Source organism: Pseudomonas fluorescens group sp. PF-1, assembly GCF_054481335.1.
The window spans coordinates 152,472-169,880 of sequence record NZ_JBTMNG010000001.1; the positions used below are offsets into that span (position 1 = coordinate 152,472).

A 17,409-nucleotide genomic window follows, 5' to 3' on the forward strand; every position below is an offset into this window, starting at 1 on the left:
TATCAAAAGGGAAGTGAGCTTCTATTGACGTCTGGAACACTCAGAAATGGCCGTGTGTCCGGAAGTTGCCGAAAACTTTGCGGGATCGCCGCGCGCTTCAGCTTGAGCTCATAAACCCGCCGGGGGATGACTGGCGATGAATGTCGCGATTCTACACGGCTGGCGTCAGGAGGGAATGCCGTGAAGCGTTGATCCGGCATATACGGAGCGTGCGGGATGACGACCGGCAGGTGTCATACACCATCCAGCGCCCTTTGATTCTTGTGGTTGATCAGTGCATTCAGGCCAAGGCCCGCAAGACTCAATGTCAGAAAACCAATGGCCAGTGTCGTGGTCAGGTCCCCTGGCACGAGATTGATCACCAAGCTGATGACGCCGCCACCCATGAAGATCAGCACGGCACCGACCGAAGTCGAGGTTCCGGCGTATTGCGGGTGGATGCTCATCGCCTTGTTATTGACGACTGGCCTGGTGATGGTGGTCCCGATGGTGCAGATCAGCATGGATACCAGCACGGCAGCGACAGACAGGCCGAAGTGGCGAATCAGCCACAGCATCAGCACACCCGAAACCGCGATCAGCCCCAGGCCAACAACGATCTGCGTATGCCCTCGCAGGCGTTCTTGCAAGGCGTTGGCGACTGCGCCGCCGCCCACGTACGCAACGCCGTACAGCATTAGCGTCCAGGCGTATTCATAGGGTGAGAGGGCCAGGTGTTCCATGAAAATAGTGGGTGACGTCACGATGAACGAAAAATGGCAGGCGAAGGCCAGGGCCGAAATCAGCCAGTAAGCCATGAAGCGTGCATTCGAGCAGACATGCCAGTAGGCACTGAAAAATCCGCCGTGCGAAGCGGTGCGGATACCCGAGGACTCCTTGAGCAGCCAGCAGGCGCTTGACCCTGCTGAAACGGCCAGTGCGACAAATACGTAAAAGCTGCCTTGCCAGCCAAGCTGCAATTGCAGCCAGGTCCCGAGCAACGGCGAAATCGAAATGAATACGCCACTGGCGGTCACCATCCAGATCCTCAGTCGCTGCCTTTCATGGCCTTCGAACAAATCCTGCACCAGCGCCTGTGACAGCGAGAAGGCCCCGCAGCCGATTGCCTGGACCACGCGAAAACCCAGGAACCAACGGTATTCGCTGGAAACCGCGCATCCCGCCGCGCCAATGGCCGCGATGGCGATACCGCCCAACAACAGCTTCTTGCGGCCCCACATGTCCGATAGTGGGCCAACCAGCATCACGGAGAACGCCAGGCTGACGGCGAACAGGCTGACAGACAGGGCTGCCTCGGAAGGCGAAATCCGGAAGGAGGCTGACAGGTCTGGAAAGGAGGGGAGAACCACGTCCAGCGGGAATACGCCCAGCAGGGTCATGGTCATCAGCAGCAGGACGATTAACGGCTTTTCGTTGGCGTCATTGGCGTGCGGCATACATCAACGCGCTCGTTCCGTGATAGGTGGACGAGAATTGATTTGATGAAGAAGCAAGTCAATGCGACAGGGCGTGGGCCCTTTCTGAGTTTGTTGTAGGAGCGAGCCTGCTCGCGATGAACGTCAACGATAACGCGGTGTGTCTGGCTATCCGCAGTGTCTTTGCGTTTTTCGCGAGCAGGCTCGCTCCTACAGAGGTGGGGGTATTAAAGCCAGATGGCGTCCCAGAGTGGATAGTTGCCGATATGGTCGACAAGTCCTGCGCGAAGCGGGTTGGCGATGATGTATCGAGCCGTGGCTTTCAGATCTTCTTCACGACGCAGGGCTCGGTCGAAGTAGCCCTTTTGCCATACAGGAGCACATAGATCCCGTTTCTGATTGATGAGGCGTGTGCAGCGAGATTTGGTGGCTTGCACCAGTTTCGGCAAATCACCGTTGTGCAGTTCAATCAGCCAGTGGAAGTGATCCGGCATGACTACCCAGGCAATAGACGTTGCATAGCCGGATTCCTGGGCCCTCCTGAACTCGTGCACCAGAAATCGGCCAGTGCGCCAATCCTGGAAGAAAGGCTGTCGCTCATGGGTGACGGCGGTCAGGTGATAGATGCGACCGGATTGCGAGTGCCGACCTGTGCGTAATCGATGGGCTTTTGGCGTGTTGGACATTCCGTTGTCCTCTTCAATGGAGGGAAGAGAAAACGGTAGGCGTGGGGCGGGTGGTTGTCGTATCGACAGTGGATCAGGATATGTCCTGCACCTGTAGGAGCGAGCCTGCTCGCGATGAACGTCAACGATAACGCGGTGTGTCTGGTTGCCCGCGGTGTCTTTGCGTTTTTCGCGAGCAGGCTCGCTCCTACAGGGGGTGTTGTCAGCTGTTTGGCAGCAGGCGGCAGGTGATGCTCTTGATGTAGCGGGTTTCGGCAATGGCCGGGTGTACCGGGTGATCCGGACCCTGGCCGCCGCGCTCGAGCATCTGGATGTTGCGATCCAGGTGGCGGGCGCTGGTCAGCAGGATGTTCTGCAGGTCATCTTCGGGCAGGTGCATCGAGCACGAAGCGCTGACCAGGATGCCGTCCTTGCTGAGCAGGCGCATGGCTTGCTCGTTCAGGCGACGGTAGGCGCCTTCGCCGTTCTTCATGTCTTTCTTGCGTTTGATGAACGCCGGCGGGTCGGCCACGATCACGTCGAAACGTTCTTCGCTGGCTTTCAGCTCTTTCAGGGCTTCGAAGACTTCGCCTTCGATACAGGTCATTTTGTCGGCGAAACCGTTCAGCGCGGCGTTGCGCTCGACGCCGTCGAGGGCGAAGGCCGACGCATCGACGCAGAACACTTCACTGGCGCCGAAGGCTGCAGCCTGTACGCCCCAGCCGCCGATGTAGCTGTAGAGGTCCAGTACGCGCTTGCCCTTGGTATAAGGCGCCAGGCGTGCGCGGTTCATGCGGTGGTCGTAGAACCAGCCGGTTTTCTGGCCCTGGATGACCGGCGCTTCGAATTTCACGCCGTTCTCTTCCAGTGCAACCCACTCCGGCACCAGGCCGAAGACGGTTTCGACATAGCGATTGAGGCCTTCGGCATCACGGGCAGCGGAGTCGTTCTTGAACAGAATGCCGCTTGGCTTGAGCACTTGGGTCAGGGCCGCGATCACGTCGTCTTTATGGGCTTCCATGGTCGCCGAGGCGATCTGTACGACCAGGATGTCGCCAAAACGATCGACCACCAGACCTGGCAGCAAGTCGGAGTCGCCGTAGACCAGGCGATAGAAAGGCTTGTCGAACAGGCGATCACGCAGCGACAGGGCGACGTTCAGGCGATGCACCAGCAGGGACTTGTCCAGCGGCAGCTTGATGTCGCGCGACAGCAGGCGGGCGCAGATCAGGTTGTTCGGGCTCATGGCCACGATACCCAGGGGCTTGCCACCTGCGGCTTCGAGGATCGCCTGGTCGCCGGCCTTGAAACCGTGCAAAGGGGTCGCCGCTACATCGATTTCGTTGCTATAGACCCACAAATGACCGTTGCGCAGACGACGGTCGGCGTTGGCTTTGAGGCGCAGGCTAGGCAGGGACATGACGTCGCTCCAGAAAAAAGAGCGGGAGTATAGCGTGTTGGGACGGATGCAGGGTCAGCGGTAGACATGCGGCGAGGGGGCTGTCCGCTCGCGATAAAGCCCTGTCTCTCGATTTGTCATGTCGAATCCCGCTTTTAGACGCTAGAATCTGCGCCTGACCCTGAGTGTGTACTTATGTCCCAAGAGCTGACTCCCGAACAGATCCAACAGTCCCTGCAAGGCATAAGCGTGCCCGCTCAACCGCAGATCATGGTGGATTTGCAGATGGAGCAGTACATGCCGGACCCGGATCTGGAGGTGATCGCGAAGCTGATTTCCCAGGACCCAGGCCTCTCCGGCTCGTTGCTGAAAATCGTCAACTCGCCTTATTACGGCCTGACGAACAAGATCGCCTCGATCCAGCGCGCGGTGAATCTGCTGGGCAGCCGTTCGATCATCAACCTGATCAACGCCCAGTCGATCAAGGGTGAGATGAACGATGAAACCATCGTCACCTTGAACCGTTTCTGGGATACGGCCCAGGACGTGGCGATGACTTGCCTGACCCTGGCCAAGCGCACCGGCACCCAGGCTGGCGATGAAGCCTATGCCCTGGGCTTGTTCCACGACTGTGGCGTACCGCTGATGCTCCAGCGCTTCCCCGACTACATGAGCGTTCTGGAACAGGCCTATGCCAATGCCGGCCCCGAGTGCCGGGTGGTGGATACCGAGAACAAAGCGTTCAACACCAATCACGCGGTGGTCGGTTACTACACGGCCAAGTCCTGGCGCCTGCCGGAACATGTGACGGCCGCGATTGCCAACCATCACAATGCCCTGGCGATCTTCAGCGATGAATCGTCGCGCAACAGCACGTTGAAAAACCTGCTGGCGATCCTGAAGATGGCCGAGCACATTTGTGCGTCCTACCGCGTGCTGGGCAACCAGACCGAAGACCACGAATGGAACAGCATCGGGCATCTGGTGCTCGATTACGTCGGTTTGTCGGACTACGACTTCGAAACCCTCAAGCAGACCATTCGCGATCTCGGCACTCACCGCTGAGTGTCGGACCTTCTTCTTATCGAGCGCCCGATTCGAGAGCACCATGCCTGAACTGCCAGAAGTCGAAACCACCCGTCGAGGCATTGCACCGCACCTGGAAGGCCAGCGTGTCAGTCGGGTAATCGTGCGCGATCGTCGGCTGCGCTGGCCAATTCCCGAAGACCTCGATGTGCGGTTGTCCGGGCAGCGTATCGTGCTGGTTGAACGGCGCGCCAAGTACCTGCTGATCAACGCCGAAGTCGGTACGTTGATCAGTCATCTGGGCATGTCGGGCAATCTGCGGCTGGTGGAGGTCGGCACGCCGGCGGCCAAGCATGAACACGTGGATATCGAGCTCGAATCGGGCCTGGCCCTGCGCTACACCGACCCGCGACGGTTTGGTGCGATGTTGTGGAGCCTCGACCCGCTCAACCACGAATTGTTGATTCGCCTGGGGCCGGAGCCGCTGACCGACCTGTTTGATGGCGAGCGGTTGTTCCAGCAGTCCCGCGGGCGTTCGATGGCGGTCAAGCCGTTCATCATGGACAACGCGGTGGTGGTCGGCGTCGGCAACATCTACGCGACCGAAGCGCTGTTCGCCGCCGGGATCGACCCGCGTCGCGAGGCCAAGAGCATTTCCCGGGCGCGCTATCTGAAGCTGGCGATAGAAATCAAACGCATCCTGGCCGCCGCCATCGAGCGCGGAGGTACCACGTTGCGGGACTTTATCGGTGGTGATGGTCAGCCGGGCTACTTCCAGCAGGAACTGTTCGTGTACGGCCGTGGTGCTGAACCGTGCAAAGTCTGTGGGACAGAGCTGCGGGAAGTGAAGCTCGGGCAGCGCGCCAGCGTCTTTTGCCCACGCTGTCAGCGCTGAAATGCCTGCGGGCTCCCACAGGGTCTAAGCGATCCTTGTCGGAGCGGGCTTGCCCGCGATGGCGTTCGAACCGATATCGAAAGACTCAAGCCTTGCCGGTAATTTTCCGGTACTTCTCCATCAACTGCTCTTGCGTTTCCGGATGGGCTTCGTCCAGGGGAATGCAATCGACCGGGCAGACCTGTTGGCACTGAGGTTCGTCGTAGTGGCCGACGCACTGGGTGCACAGGTTCGGGTCGATCACGTAGATCTCTTCGCCTTGGGAAATGGCGGCGTTCGGGCACTCGGGTTCGCAGACGTCGCAGTTGATGCAATCGTCGGTGATGATCAGGGACATGCTAACTCCAGCCAGGGCGACAGGCCCGGGCGCAATAAATCAATGCGCGTAATTGTGCCGCATTGGCGCCTGCGTTGCACGCAGGTGCGACGTACTGTAGGAGCGAGCTTGCTCGCGAAAAACGCAAAAGCAACGCGGGCAACCAGATACACCGCGTCATCGTTGACGTCCATCGTCGGAACGCCGCCCGGAGCAGGCTCGCTCCCACAGCTTGCGGGGGTTATTTCTTGAAGCGCTCGGTCAGGGCGTCCGCCACCACAGGGTGCACGAACTTGGTGATATCGCCGCCCAGGGCTGCAATTTCACGGACCAGCGTCGAGGAAATGAACGAATAACGCTCGGACGGGGTGAGGAACAGGCTCTCCACATCCGGAGCCAGCTGACGGTTCATGTTGGCCAGCTGGAATTCGTACTCGAAATCCGACACTGCGCGCAGACCACGCAGGAACACATTGGCATTCTGCTCTTTGGCAAAGTGCGCCAGCAGCGTCGAGAAGCCGACGACTTCAACGTTCGGCAGATGTTTGGTGACCTCGCGTGCCAGCTCCACGCGCTGTTCCAGAGGAAACAACGGGTTTTTCTTCGGGCTGGCGGCGACGGCAATGATCACGTGATCGAACAGGCGCGAGGCGCGTTCGACCAGATCGCCATGGCCCTTGGTAATAGGGTCGAAGGTACCTGGGTACAACACTCGGTTCATCGCGTCGTCCTGGCGGGAGTGCGTTGGGGAGTCGGATGGTATCGCAGCCTAACCGGTCGGCCAAGTCGCCTGTTGGGTAAGGAAGCACTATAGACGATGGGAATATTCGTCGTTTTCATGAGTTTTTCAAACGTTCGGCCAGGGAAGTCGCCAGTTGCGCGGTCAGCCCGTAGACCGACAACTGCGGATTTGCGCCAATGCTGGTGGGGAACAGCGAGCCGTCGTGTATCGACAGATTGGTCAGCTGATGATGTCGACCGAGGCTGTCGGTCACGGCGGCTTTCGGGTCTTCGCCCATGGCACAACCGCCCATTACATGGGCGCTGCCCAGCCGGGTGCGGTACAGCTCCAGGCTCAAGCCATCGATCAGCGTGCGTGCTTCGCCCAGGGTTTTCACATAACGGGCATCGGCGTGCATTGGCATAACCGCCTTGGCGCCACCGGCGAACTGAATCTCGGCCATGCTGTGGAACGCACGGCGCAAGCCTTCCCACGCATAAGGCGTCACTGGGTAATCGAGCACCGGCGTGCCATCACCGCGCAATTCGACGGCACCGCCCGGGCTGTCTGGGTGAAAACCGTCCCGCAGCAACGCGAGCATGGCGTGAGTGTGGGGAAGGTTGGCCATGTGCTGTGCGTTTTCCTGGCCAAAACCGCCGAGTAGCGTGGTTGCCAATGCGGGGTGCAGTGGCGGGACTTCCAGTTTGTAGGCCATCCTGCCCGTGGTGCCGTCCAGCCATTGGAAATGGTCTGAATAAATCGACTGCGGTGCCCCGTAAAACGGATTGATCACTTCATCGAACAGCCCGGCGGACATGTTCACCACATGCAGGAAAGTCCGTTTGCCCAGCCGTTTGTGCGGATCAGGCGCGTCGGAACGCAGCAACAGCGCCGGGCTGTTGATTCCGCCGCCCGCCAGTACGTAATGCCGCGCCTTGACCGTGATGCGGCGCCCTGTGGGTTCGACACAGCACTCGTCCATCGCCACGCATTGCAGGCCCGTGACCTTGTCGCCCGCCAGAATGAGCTTTTCAGCGCGGGCCAGGAACAGCAGCTCGCCACCCTTTTCCAGCGTGGCCGGAATGGTCGTGACCATCATCGATTGCTTGGCGTTGGTCGGGCAGCCCATGCCGCAGTAGCCGAGGTTCCAGCAGCCGCGCACGTTGCGCGGGATCACGTGCCAGCTGTATCCGAGCTTTTCGCAGCCTTTGCGGATCACGTCGTTGTTGGCGTTGGGCGGAACCCTCCACGGGGCCACACCCAGACGCTGTTCCATTTTCTCGAACCACGGCGCCATTTCAGCCGGCGAGTGGCCCTTGACGTTGTGCTCCCTGGCCCAGTGTTCCAGGGTCGGTTCCGGGGTGCGGAAGCTGGAGGTCCAGTTGATTAGCGTGGTCCCGCCCACCGCGCGGCCCTGGAGGATGGTGATCGCACCGTCCTTGCTCATGCGGCCGATGCCTTCCTGATAGAGGCTGGCGTAGGCCTGGTCTTCAAGCAGCTTGAAGTCGCTGCTGGTCTTGAGCGGACCCTCCTCGATCAGCAGTACTTTGTAACCGGCTGCGCTGAGGATTTCGGCCGTGGTTCCACCGCCGGCGCCACTGCCAATGATCGCCACATCCGCTTCGAGGGTCAGGTCCTGGGTCAGTTGTGAGCCGTTGTAGGTTTTCCAGCCACGGGCCATGCCTTCGCGGAACGGATCGGGTACGGGCATCTTCGGGGTCTCGTCTTGTTTTTTAATGATGTGCTGAGGCGGCTTGCCCGCGACAGGGTCGACTCGATTTCAAACCGTGGGCGGCCCTGGATACCCACAGTGCGCCCACGATTCCTTGCGGCCGTACCAGGCCATCATCACCAGTTGCAGTAACGAGCTGTGCCCCATGCGCAACAGGCCCAAGGAGCTGTTCTCCCAGCGATCGAGAAAGTGCCGGATCTCAGCGCCGCTGGCGTTCTCCCAACTGCCCCAGATGCCGGTCAGTGGCCCGCGGGTCACGGCCATGCCCAGCACGTCGAACAGTTGCCGGGTCAGCTTGAGCATTTCCGGCGACAGGTGATCAAGGTTGTAATCCAGGCTTTTCAGGGTGCCTTCGACGGCGTCGGACATACCTTCGACGGCCACGGCGCCATCGAGCATGACCGGCACCAGTGCCCGCAGAAAAAGCAGGTCGCCACTGCGCAAAGACGAAAATCCGCTGGCCGGGATGCTCGACGAGCACCCGCTCAGGCTGGCTCCCAGTCCGGCCGTGGCAAGAAAGGCACTGGCGCCAAGGCTGAACTTGAGCAGGCCGCGCCGTGACAGCGCGGGTGTATCGGACAGGCTTGGGCTCATTGTTGTTATTACCCGACGGTGACGATCGTTAGCGGATGAACAGCTTCTGGATCAGTTTCTGAATGGATTTTCCGTACGGCGGGTAGATCAGTTTCGCCGCGTTGAATCGCTGTTTGATCAGCACACCCTTGGCCTTGCTGAAGGTCAGGAAACCTTCGTGGCCGTGGTAATGACCCATGCCCGAGGCGCCAATGCCGCCGAAGGGCATGTCGTCCTGGGCAACGTGCAGCAGGGTGTCGTTCAGGCACACGCCGCCGGAATGGGTTTCATGAAGCACGCGGTTTTGCTCGCGTTTGTCGTAGCCGAAGTAGTACAGCGCCAGTGGGCGAGGGCGCTGGTTGATGTAGGCAAACGCCTGATCCAGATCCTTGTACGGCACGATCGGCAGCAGCGGACCAAAGATTTCGTCCTGCATCACCGTCATGTCGTCGCTGACGTTGAGCAGCAAACTGTGGCCCATACGGCGTCCCTGGCCCTGTTCAAACAGCGGTATCAGCAGCGCGCCTTTGCTGGTGGCATCGCTGATATAGCCATTGAGTCGCGCCAGTTGGCGATCATTGATGATCGCGGTGTAGTCCGGGTTGTTGGCCAGGGTCGGAAAAAACCCGCGAACCGCCTGGCGATAGGCTTCGACGAAAGAGCCAACGCGGTCTTCGGGCACCAGCACGTAGTCCGGCGCCACGCAGGTTTGTCCGGCGTTGAGGGTCTTGCCGAAAGCGATGCGTTCGGCGGCGTCCTTCAGAGGCACGTCGTGGGACACGATGGCTGGGGATTTGCCGCCCAATTCGAGGGTAACGGGCGTCAGGTTCTCCGCAGCGGCCCGCATCACGTGTTTTCCGATGCTGGTGGCGCCGGTGAACAACAAATGATCGAAACGCAGTTGTGAAAACGCGACCCCGATATCGGCCTCGCCCAGTACCACGCAGACCAGGTCGTCGGGAAAGATTCGTCCCAGCAGGTCCTTGAGCAGCAAACCGGTAGCAGGCGTGGACTCGCTGAGCTTGAGCATCACCCGATTACCCGCCGCCAACGCGCCGACCAGAGGCCCGATGGCCAGGTACAACGGGTAGTTCCACGGCACGATCACCCCAACCACGCCCAGCGGCTGGTAAACCACTTTGGCCGAGGCAGGCTGGAAGGCCACGCCGACCTTGCGGCGCGACGCTCGCATCCAGCCTTTGAGGTGGCGGCTGGCGTAATGAATGCCATGCAGGCTGGGCATCAATTCGGCGAGCAGGGTTTCATCGGGGCTGCGGTGGCTGAAGTCCTGGCTGATGGCATCAATCAGGGGTTCGCGTTCAGCGCTCAACAGGTCGCGCAATGCCTTGAGCCACTGCTGGCGCTGGGCTGCGGGTGGCATCGGGTTGGCGGCGTAGGCGGCGCGTTGCGCGTTGAAGAGGTTGTGGAGTTCTTCCAGAGGCTGCTGCAGGTCTTGCAGGTAGGAAATTCCAGCGGTCATGGTTGGCTCCGGATTTATTGTAATGAGGCTCGTTTTAGAGTCTATGCTCTAGAAAGTCAAATGGCATCCTGCCGCAGCTTTGTTTTATCCCTGTCCGGTTAGGTCGTAAGATGCTCATCAACGCACTCTGAATTAAAGCTCAAGCCATGGCCCCAAGGATCAAAACCAGCGAGCGCATCGTGCAGAACAGCCTCGAGCTGTTCAATCAGCAGGGCGAGCGCAGCATCAGCACCAATCACATCGCTGCTCACATGGAGATTTCTCCGGGCAACCTGTACTACCACTTCCCCAACAAGCAGGCGATCATCGCTGTGCTGTTCAGTGAGTACGAAAGCCTGGTGGACAGTTTCCTGCGCCCGCCCCAGGGCCGCGCCGCCACGGTGGAAGACAAGCGCTTCTACCTCAAGGAGCTGCTGTCGGCGATGTGGCGCTACCGGTTTCTGCATCGCGACCTCGAACACTTGCTCGACAGCGATGCAGACCTGGCCGGGCGCTATCGGCGCTTTTCCCAGCGCTGCCTGATCCAGGGCACGCACATCTACGAAGGCTTCGTCGAGGCGGGCATCCTGAAGATGGATCGGGTGCAGATCGAATCCCTGACCCTCAATGCCTGGATCATCCTCACGTCCTGGGTGCGCTTTCTGTGCACCACGCGGGAAAATTCCAGCCACCTCAGCGAGCAAGCGATCAAGCGCGGGGTCTATCAAGTGCTGGTGCTGGAGGCCGGCTTTGTCACGGATCAGGCGCGCGATGCGGTCAACGCCTTGTTCGAGGAGTTTTATGTGCCGTTGGCCCAGGCGCTGGAAGAGCTGTGAAGCGCAAAGTGCAGTAGGATCGTCATTCGACAACCTCACAGGAGCCCGTTATGCCCATTGCGCAACTGATCAGCCCGCAAGCGCTGGACCTGAAGAAGGACCAGCCGGGGTTGGTGATTCTGGATTGTCGTTTTGCCCTCGAAGACCCGGATTACGGTCAGCGCAGCTATGCCGAAGGGCACATTGCCGGGTCGAGCTTCGCCGATCTCGAGCGCGATCTCAGCGGCAAAGTGGTCAAGGGTGTGACCGGGCGTCATCCATTGCCTGAGCCGGCTGACCTGATCGAACGTCTGCAAGCCTGGGGCATCAATGCCGACAGCGAAGTGGTTTTGTATGACGACGGTCCGGGAGCCTACGCGGCGCGGGCCTGGTGGCTGCTGGCCTGGCTGGGCAAGCGTGAGGGCGTGTTCATCCTCGATGGTGGGCTCAAAGCCTGGCACGGCGCAGGGTTGCCGTTGAGTCTGGATGCGCCGTCCATCTCGCGCGGCACCTTTAGCGGGAGCCCTGACGGTTCGCTCTTGCTCAGCGCAGAACAGCTGCAAAAACGCCTCGGCCAACCCACGCTGACCTTGCTCGATGCCCGCGCCCTGCCGCGCTTCAAGGGCGAAGTTGAACCGATCGATCCGATTGCCGGGCACATCCCCGGCGCTCAGTGTGCGGCGTTCACCGATAATCTGGGCAGCGACGGGTGTTTCCTGCCGGCCGATCAGCTCAAGCAGCGTTTTGCGGCGAAGCTGCAAGGCCGTTCGCCGACCGAACTGGTGGCGTATTGCGGGTCCGGTGTGACGGCTTGCCATAACCTGTTCGCGTTGTGCCTGGCGGGTTATCCGTTGGGCTCGTTGTATGCCGGCTCTTGGAGCGAGTGGATCAACGAGCCTGCTCGGGGCATCGCCACCGGCGAATAAACACCGCAGACCCTTGTGGGAGCGAGCTTGCTCCCACAAGGGGGAGGGTGGATTTCAGATATCAAGACAGGCGCGCACTGCGATACGCCCCTGGCCCCACCCCATACACCTGCTTGAATTGCCGACTCAGATGACTCTGGTCGGCAAACCCCAATTGCGTCGCGACTTCCAGTGGCAAACAACCGTCCTGCAACAGTGCCCGTGCCCGAGCGATGCGTTGTTGCATGAGCCAGGTGTGCGGCGGCATGCCGGTGGCGCGGCGGAACACCCGGGCAAAGTGAAAGGGCGACAGGTTCACCGCCGCTGCCAGTTCTTCCAGCGAGGGCGGTGCCGCCAGTTGCGTTTGCAACAAGTCCTTGGCCAATGTCACCGCCCGGTGTTCCTTGCCCGGTTTTCCGGCATCCGGAACCGCTGCGTGACGCTGCAGCAATGAAAGCATCAGTTCACGCCAGGCGGTCTGTTGTTGCAGTGCGGTGGCCGGGCTTTCCAGCAAGCGGTGCAATTGGCAGAAGCCATTCACCAGATCCGGATCGCGGTACAGCGTGGCGCCGAACGCCGGCAGGTTGCGGGTGGGCAATTCGAGTTCGGCCAGCAGCGACAGGATCTGCCCGCTATCGGGATAAAACGCCCGGTACAGCCAGCCATCCTCCGTACCCTTGTGGCCGGTGTGCAGTTCATCCGGGTTGATCAGCACCAGCGTGCCGCTGCCTGCCAGATGCTCGGCGCCGCGATACCGGTAGCGCTGGGCGCCTGCCATGATCATGCCGATCACGTAGCCGTCATGTACATGGGGGGCGAAACGCTGCTGGATGTAGCGCGCCGACAATAACTCGACCCCAGGCAGTGGCGCGGACTGCCAGAAGTGGATGGATTCGCCCTGATGGTTATTCACGGTCTACTTGCGAGCCAAGGTGGCCAGCCATTGTGGGATACGCCGTTCCAGGTAGTACCCCGGTTGCCGGAACGAACCGTCGACAAATCCGACGTGCCCACCCTTGGCCTGCAACTCGAATTGCGTACAGGCCGATAACTCTTGTGCCTGGGGCAGGCTGTGGGAAAACACGAAGGGGTCATCGGCTGCCTGAATGAGCAAGGTTGGCGTGCGGATTTCGCCCAGGAAGTAGCGGCTCGATGCACGGCGATAGTAGTCCTCGGCATCGGTGAAGCCATTGAGCGGTGCGGTGACCCGGCCATCGAAATCCCAGAACGTGCGCATGTTTTCCAGCGAGCCCAGCGCGGCGAGCGCTGCCAGGCCATCCTCGCGCCCGTCGTGCTGGAACTGCCGCTGCTTGTTCTTGATGTAGGCCAGCATTTCGCGCATGAAGTGCGCCTGATAAACCTTGGAAAAACCCTGGCCGATGCGGTCGGCGCACTGGTCCAGGCGAAACGGCACCGACACCGCCACCGCGCCGAACAGGCCGCTGGCGCTGCCGGTTTCGCCCAGATGCTTGAGCAACACATTGCCGCCCAGGGAATAACCGACGGCGTACAGCGGAGCGAGAGGGCGCTTGGCCCGCAGGTGCCTGATGGTTTCGGCGAGGTCTTCACTGGCGCCGGAATGGTAGCTGCGCGGCAGCAGGTTGGGTTCGCCAGAGCAGCCGCGCCAGTTCAGTGCGACGCTGGCCCAGCCCCGGTCGCCCAGCGCTTTTTGAATCCCGGCCACGTAAGGCGAATTCGACGAACCGGTCAGTCCGTGCAACACCAGTACCAGGGGCGCGTCGACGCTGTGCGGGCCGTGCCAGTCGAGGTCGAGGAAGTCGCCATCCTCGAGCCACAGGCGTTCACGCTCGCGCTCGATGTGTGTGGTTTTGCGCCACAGCGGCCCCCACAAGGTTTGCAAGTGCGGGTTGCCGAGGCCGAAGGCGGGGATGAAGCGTTCTGACGGATGGGACACGATTGTTCTCGAAGCAGCGGCGCGTGCCTTGAAGGAGGCACGCACCTTGTTCAGGCCGATCGATTAGCCGGCAATCTCTGCCATACGTTGCCACAACGAATAATAGACCCGCCCGGACTTTTGCTCCCGGTGCAGACGCCAGTTGCCTGGCAGGCCCAGGGTCGAGGGTGCGCTTTCGCTTTCGGTATAGACCCAGGCGTCGTCTGCCAGCCACTGACGCTCTTCAAGCAACGCGCAAACGGCAGGCAGCAGGTTCTGATTGAACGGCGGGTCGAGGAACACCAGGTCGTAGGCCGTTGCAGTCTGGGTTTCCAGGTAACGCAGGGCGTCGGCGGTCTGGACCTGTCCGTTGGTGCAACGCAGCGTACCCAAGTGCTCTTTCAGGCTGGAGACCGCGATACTGCTGGCATCCAGAGCCTGGCCCATGGCTGCGCCACGGGACAAGGCTTCGAGAAACAGCGCGCCGCTGCCCGTGAACGGATCGAGCACCTTGGCGCCAGGGACGTAAGGTGCCAGCCAGTTGAACAGGGTTTCACGCACCCGGTCCGGCGTCGGGCGCAGACCTGGAGCGTCAGGGAAACTCAGCTTTCGGCTGCGCCATTCGCCGCCGATGATGCGCAGTTGGTTCACGCCGTTATGCACGTTGTGAACCGGTTTTTTAGGACGGGAAGTGGCCATTAATGCTCCGGAACCCCGAGCGGTTGCTCGGCAGGTTTATCAGTAGGGGCCGGTAACGGCTTTTGTGGCACGGTCGGGCCAGCGCTGACGATGACCATTTTGTCCGTGCTCAGGTGTTTGTTCAGTGCGGCTCGGACTTGCTCGACAGTCAGGTTCTGCGACTGTTGCATGAAGTCCTCAAGATGACTCAGCGGCAGGTTATAGAAGCCGATGGCGCCTAGTTGGCCGACAATATCGGCGTTGCTGGCGGTCGACAGCGGGAAGCTGCCGGACAGTTCGCGCTTGGCGTCGTCGAGTTCTTTTTCGGTCGGGCCGGTTTTAAGGTAGTCGGCGAGCACGTCCTGCACCAGCTTCAGGGTGCCTTCGCTCATCTCGGCGCGGGTCTGCAGGTTGATCATGAACGGGCCGCGCGCCTGCATCGGGGTGAAGCCCGAATACACGCCGTAAGACAGGCCACGCTTCTCGCGGACTTCGCTCATCAGGCGAGTGCCGAAACCGCCACCGCCGAGAATCTGGTTACCCATGGACAGGGCCGCGTAGTCAGGATCGTCACGGTCGATGCCCAGTTGCGCGATCATCAGGTTGGTCTGCTTGGACGGAAACTCGATGTGGCCGACGCTGGCCTTGGGTTCAGCCGGTTGCGCGATTTTCGGCAGGGCGGGGCCTTTGGGCAGGGCAGCGGAAACCTGCGCTGCAATGGCTTCGGCTTCGGTGCGGGACAAGTCCCCCACCAGTGCGATCACTACGTTCCCGGCGGCGTAGGCTTTCTGATGGAACGCGCGCAGTTGCTCCAGGGTGATGGCGGGAATGGTGTCCGCCGTGCCGTCGCTGGAGTGCGCGTACGGGTGATTGCCGTACAGGCGATTCATCAACTCGACGCTGGCCAGTTTGCCGGGGTTCTGTTTCTGGTACTCGAAACCGGCGAGCAACTGGTTCTTGATGCGGGTAAAGGAATCAGCGGGGAACGTCGGTTTGCCAACGACTTCAGCGAACAGCTTTAAGGCCGGCTCGCGTTTGTCCGCGGCGCTGAGGCTGCGCAGGGAGGCGACCGCCATGTCTTTGTAGGCCCCGTTGCCGAAATCGGCGCCCAGGCCTTCGAAACCCTGGGCAATCGCGCTGACATCTTTACCGGCGACGCCCTCGTTGAGCATGGCATTGGTCAGCGTGGCCAGACCGGGTGCATCGCCATCCTGGCTGCTGCCGGCGGCAAAGATCAAGCGCATGTCGAACATCGGCAGCTCACGGGCTTCGACAAACAACACCTTGGCGCCTTCGGCGGTGTTCCAGCTCTGGACATCGAGTTTGCGATGGCTCGGCGCCTTGCCATTGAGCTCGGTCAGTGATTGCAGTTTCTGGCTGGCCTTGGCTTTATCCAGCGCTTCACTGGCAATGGAGTCATCAGTCTTGGCGAAATAGAACGCGGCAGAGCCGATTAACATGGCAGCGATCAGGCCCAGCAGGGCCCGGCGCGATTTTTTACGCTCACTCATGAGTCGTCTCCTCTGGCAGAACATGGGCGACGCTGAGACGTTCGCGGGTGAAATACAGCTTGGCGGCTTTCTGGATGTCTTGCGGGGTCACGCTTTCCAGTTCGGCGAGTTCGGTGTCCATCAATTTCCAGGACAGGCCGACGGTTTCGAGTTGGCCGATGGCGGTGGCCTGACTGGTGATTGAGTCACGCTCATAAACCAGGCCGGCGATGACCTGCGCCCGCACGCGTTCGAGTTCTTCGCTGGACGGCGCGGTGGTTTTCAACTGTTCGAGCAGCTTCCACAAACCGGCTTCTGCCTGCTCGATGGTTTTGTTTTTCTGGCTGTTGGGTGTTGCCGACAGCGTGAACAGGCTGTCGCCACGGGTGTAGGCGTCGTAGCTCGACGAAGCGCCGGACACCAGCTCTTCGCCACGCTCCAGTTGGGTCGGGATGCGTGCGCTATAGCCACCGTCGAGCAGGGCGGATATCAGGCGCAAGGCATTCACCGAGCGTTTGTCTTCGGCGGTGGCAATACTCGGTACGTTGAATGCCAGCATCAGGCTGGGCAGTTGGGTCTTCACGTGCAGGATGATCTGGCGCTCGCCGGGTTCGGCCAGTTCCAGCGGAATCTTCGCCGGCGGCACGTCGCGTTTGGCGATCGGGCCGAAGTAACGCTGGGCCAGGGCTTTGACTTCATCCGGGGTCACATCGCCGACCACTACCAGCGTGGCGTTGTTCGGCACGTACCAGGATTCATACCAGTGGCGCAGCTCTTGGACCTTCATGCGGTCCAGATCCGCCATCCAGCCGATGGTGGGCGTGTGATAGCCGCTGGCCGGGTAAGCCATGGCTTTGAAGCGCTCGTAGGCCTTGGACATCGGTTTGTCGTCGGTGCGCAGGCGGCGTTCTTCTTTAATGACTTCGATTTCCCGGGCGAACTCATCGGGCGGCAGACGCAGGCTGGCCATGCGGTCGGCTTCCAGTTCGAAGGCCACGCCCAGGCGATCGCGGGCCAGTACCTGGTAATAAGCGGTGAAGTCGTCGCTGGTAAAGGCGTTCTCCTCGGCGCCGAGGTCGCGCAGGATCAGCGAGGCTTCGCCGGGACCGACTTTCTCGCTGCCCTTGAACATCATGTGCTCCAGGGCGTGGGACAACCCGGTCTGACCCGGAGTCTCGTAGCTGGAGCCGACCTTGTACCAGACCTGTGAAACCACCACCGGCGCGCGATGATCTTCGCGCACGACGACCTTCAGACCATTGTCGAGGGTGAATTCGTGGGTGGGTTGCGGGTCGGCGGCCAGGGCCGAAAGGGGCAGGCAAACTGTGCTGAGCAGCAGGCCAGCAGCGCGGCGGGCTAGAGCATTCATTCGTTTTTAAACCTTTGGGGCTGTCCGCTTGGTCTTAGCCTAGGCGGGCGAGGAGGT

17 protein-coding genes are annotated in these 17,409 nt (G+C 60.8%); 4 read left to right on the forward strand and 13 right to left on the reverse strand.

Features of this window, described 5'->3' with window-relative positions; all coding sequences use genetic code 11:
- Positions 1 to 233 precede the first annotated feature (233 nt).
- From ACX3YD_RS00735 to ACX3YD_RS00745, 3 genes are all read right to left on the reverse strand, one after another.
- The gene (locus ACX3YD_RS00735; protein ID WP_458959073.1) at positions 234 to 1,436 is read right to left on the reverse strand and encodes an MFS transporter; all 1,203 of its coding nucleotides are present in this window, start codon (positions 1,434 to 1,436) and stop codon (positions 234 to 236) included.
- A gap of 206 nt (positions 1,437 to 1,642) precedes the next feature.
- Complete coding sequence (locus ACX3YD_RS00740; protein WP_458959074.1) at positions 1,643 to 2,101, reverse strand: REP-associated tyrosine transposase; 459 nt, start codon at positions 2,099 to 2,101, stop codon at positions 1,643 to 1,645.
- A gap of 202 nt (positions 2,102 to 2,303) precedes the next feature.
- On the reverse strand, positions 2,304 to 3,500 hold the full coding sequence (locus tag ACX3YD_RS00745; protein WP_458959075.1) for a class I SAM-dependent rRNA methyltransferase: 1,197 nt from the start codon (positions 3,498 to 3,500) through the stop codon (positions 2,304 to 2,306).
- Between the two features lie 228 nt (positions 3,501 to 3,728).
- Between ACX3YD_RS00745 and ACX3YD_RS00750 the strand changes: the two genes are divergently transcribed.
- Both ACX3YD_RS00750 and mutM read left to right on the forward strand, forming a co-directional pair.
- The gene (locus tag ACX3YD_RS00750; RefSeq protein ID WP_189340380.1) at positions 3,729 to 4,544 is read left to right on the forward strand and encodes an HDOD domain-containing protein; all 816 of its coding nucleotides are present in this window, start codon (positions 3,729 to 3,731) and stop codon (positions 4,542 to 4,544) included.
- Between the two features lie 43 nt (positions 4,545 to 4,587).
- Complete coding sequence (gene mutM, locus ACX3YD_RS00755) at positions 4,588 to 5,400, forward strand: bifunctional DNA-formamidopyrimidine glycosylase/DNA-(apurinic or apyrimidinic site) lyase (RefSeq protein ID WP_047534590.1); 813 nt, start codon at positions 4,588 to 4,590, stop codon at positions 5,398 to 5,400.
- A gap of 85 nt (positions 5,401 to 5,485) precedes the next feature.
- Here mutM and ACX3YD_RS00760 read toward each other — a convergent pair whose 3' ends face one another.
- From ACX3YD_RS00760 to ACX3YD_RS00780, 5 genes are all read right to left on the reverse strand, one after another.
- Positions 5,486 to 5,737, reverse strand: a complete 252-nt coding sequence (locus ACX3YD_RS00760) for a YfhL family 4Fe-4S dicluster ferredoxin (protein ID WP_003176712.1) — start codon at positions 5,735 to 5,737, stop codon at positions 5,486 to 5,488.
- A 220-nt stretch (positions 5,738 to 5,957) separates the two neighbouring features.
- Positions 5,958 to 6,437, reverse strand: a complete 480-nt coding sequence (coaD, locus tag ACX3YD_RS00765; RefSeq protein ID WP_007939322.1) for a pantetheine-phosphate adenylyltransferase — start codon at positions 6,435 to 6,437, stop codon at positions 5,958 to 5,960.
- Between the two features lie 115 nt (positions 6,438 to 6,552).
- Entirely contained in the window at positions 6,553 to 8,148 is a 1,596-nt protein-coding gene (locus ACX3YD_RS00770) for a GMC family oxidoreductase (protein ID WP_458959076.1), read from the reverse strand.
- A 69-nt stretch (positions 8,149 to 8,217) separates the two neighbouring features.
- A complete protein-coding gene (locus ACX3YD_RS00775) occupies positions 8,218 to 8,763 on the reverse strand; it encodes a twin-arginine translocation pathway signal protein (RefSeq protein ID WP_103402825.1) in 546 nt (181 codons plus the stop codon).
- A gap of 28 nt (positions 8,764 to 8,791) precedes the next feature.
- Positions 8,792 to 10,222: a coniferyl aldehyde dehydrogenase gene (locus tag ACX3YD_RS00780; RefSeq protein ID WP_103402824.1), complete on the reverse strand. Its 1,431-nt coding sequence runs from the start codon at positions 10,220 to 10,222 to the stop codon at positions 8,792 to 8,794.
- Positions 10,223 to 10,368: 146 nt separating this feature from the next.
- On the opposite strand from ACX3YD_RS00780, the gene ACX3YD_RS00785 reads away from it, so the two are divergent.
- Both ACX3YD_RS00785 and ACX3YD_RS00790 read left to right on the forward strand, forming a co-directional pair.
- Positions 10,369 to 11,037, forward strand: a complete 669-nt coding sequence (locus ACX3YD_RS00785; RefSeq protein ID WP_047534581.1) for a TetR/AcrR family transcriptional regulator — start codon at positions 10,369 to 10,371, stop codon at positions 11,035 to 11,037.
- A gap of 50 nt (positions 11,038 to 11,087) precedes the next feature.
- Positions 11,088 to 11,942, forward strand: coding sequence for a sulfurtransferase (locus tag ACX3YD_RS00790; RefSeq protein WP_458959077.1), 855 nt, complete (start codon positions 11,088 to 11,090; stop codon positions 11,940 to 11,942).
- A 61-nt stretch (positions 11,943 to 12,003) separates the two neighbouring features.
- On the opposite strand, the gene ACX3YD_RS00795 is transcribed toward ACX3YD_RS00790, so the two are convergent.
- The 5 genes from ACX3YD_RS00795 to ACX3YD_RS00815 all read right to left on the reverse strand — a co-directional run bounded on the left by ACX3YD_RS00795 (position 12,004) and on the right by ACX3YD_RS00815 (position 17,352).
- Positions 12,004 to 12,834 (reverse strand): AraC family transcriptional regulator, encoded by an 831-nt coding sequence (locus ACX3YD_RS00795; protein ID WP_458959078.1) that lies wholly within the window; start codon positions 12,832 to 12,834, stop codon positions 12,004 to 12,006.
- 3 nt (positions 12,835 to 12,837) lie between these two features.
- The gene (locus tag ACX3YD_RS00800; protein ID WP_458959079.1) at positions 12,838 to 13,836 is read right to left on the reverse strand and encodes a hydrolase; all 999 of its coding nucleotides are present in this window, start codon (positions 13,834 to 13,836) and stop codon (positions 12,838 to 12,840) included.
- Positions 13,837 to 13,899: 63 nt separating this feature from the next.
- Positions 13,900 to 14,514: a 16S rRNA (guanine(966)-N(2))-methyltransferase RsmD gene (gene rsmD / locus ACX3YD_RS00805; RefSeq protein WP_458959080.1), complete on the reverse strand. Its 615-nt coding sequence runs from the start codon at positions 14,512 to 14,514 to the stop codon at positions 13,900 to 13,902.
- Positions 14,514 to 16,004, reverse strand: a complete 1,491-nt coding sequence (locus tag ACX3YD_RS00810) for a M16 family metallopeptidase (RefSeq protein ID WP_103402819.1) — start codon at positions 16,002 to 16,004, stop codon at positions 14,514 to 14,516. Before ACX3YD_RS00810 ends, rsmD begins: the two co-directional genes overlap by 1 nt.
- Positions 15,997 to 17,352 (reverse strand): M16 family metallopeptidase, encoded by a 1,356-nt coding sequence (locus ACX3YD_RS00815; protein WP_103402818.1) that lies wholly within the window; start codon positions 17,350 to 17,352, stop codon positions 15,997 to 15,999. The genes ACX3YD_RS00810 and ACX3YD_RS00815 overlap by 8 nt, the downstream gene beginning before the upstream one ends.
- Positions 17,353 to 17,409 lie beyond the last annotated feature (57 nt).

Coding starts and splice junctions, on each gene's coding strand:
- ACX3YD_RS00735 (WP_458959073.1), bottom strand. CDS start 1,436: ATGCCGCACGCCAATGACGCCAACGAAAAGCCGTTAATCGTCCTGCTG.
- ACX3YD_RS00740 (WP_458959074.1), bottom strand. CDS start 2,101: ATGTCCAACACGCCAAAAGCCCATCGATTACGCACAGGTCGGCACTCG.
- ACX3YD_RS00745 (WP_458959075.1), bottom strand. CDS start 3,500: ATGTCCCTGCCTAGCCTGCGCCTCAAAGCCAACGCCGACCGTCGTCTG.
- mutM (WP_047534590.1), top strand. CDS start 4,588: ATGCCTGAACTGCCAGAAGTCGAAACCACCCGTCGAGGCATTGCACCG.
- ACX3YD_RS00760 (WP_003176712.1), bottom strand. CDS start 5,737: ATGTCCCTGATCATCACCGACGATTGCATCAACTGCGACGTCTGCGAA.
- coaD (WP_007939322.1), bottom strand. CDS start 6,437: ATGAACCGAGTGTTGTACCCAGGTACCTTCGACCCTATTACCAAGGGC.
- ACX3YD_RS00770 (WP_458959076.1), bottom strand. CDS start 8,148: ATGCCCGTACCCGATCCGTTCCGCGAAGGCATGGCCCGTGGCTGGAAA.
- ACX3YD_RS00775 (WP_103402825.1), bottom strand. CDS start 8,763: ATGAGCCCAAGCCTGTCCGATACACCCGCGCTGTCACGGCGCGGCCTG.
- ACX3YD_RS00780 (WP_103402824.1), bottom strand. CDS start 10,222: ATGACCGCTGGAATTTCCTACCTGCAAGACCTGCAGCAGCCTCTGGAA.
- ACX3YD_RS00785 (WP_047534581.1), top strand. CDS start 10,369: ATGGCCCCAAGGATCAAAACCAGCGAGCGCATCGTGCAGAACAGCCTC.
- ACX3YD_RS00790 (WP_458959077.1), top strand. CDS start 11,088: ATGCCCATTGCGCAACTGATCAGCCCGCAAGCGCTGGACCTGAAGAAG.
- rsmD (WP_458959080.1), bottom strand. CDS start 14,514: ATGGCCACTTCCCGTCCTAAAAAACCGGTTCACAACGTGCATAACGGC.
- ACX3YD_RS00810 (WP_103402819.1), bottom strand. CDS start 16,004: ATGAGTGAGCGTAAAAAATCGCGCCGGGCCCTGCTGGGCCTGATCGCT.
- ACX3YD_RS00815 (WP_103402818.1), bottom strand. CDS start 17,352: ATGAATGCTCTAGCCCGCCGCGCTGCTGGCCTGCTGCTCAGCACAGTT.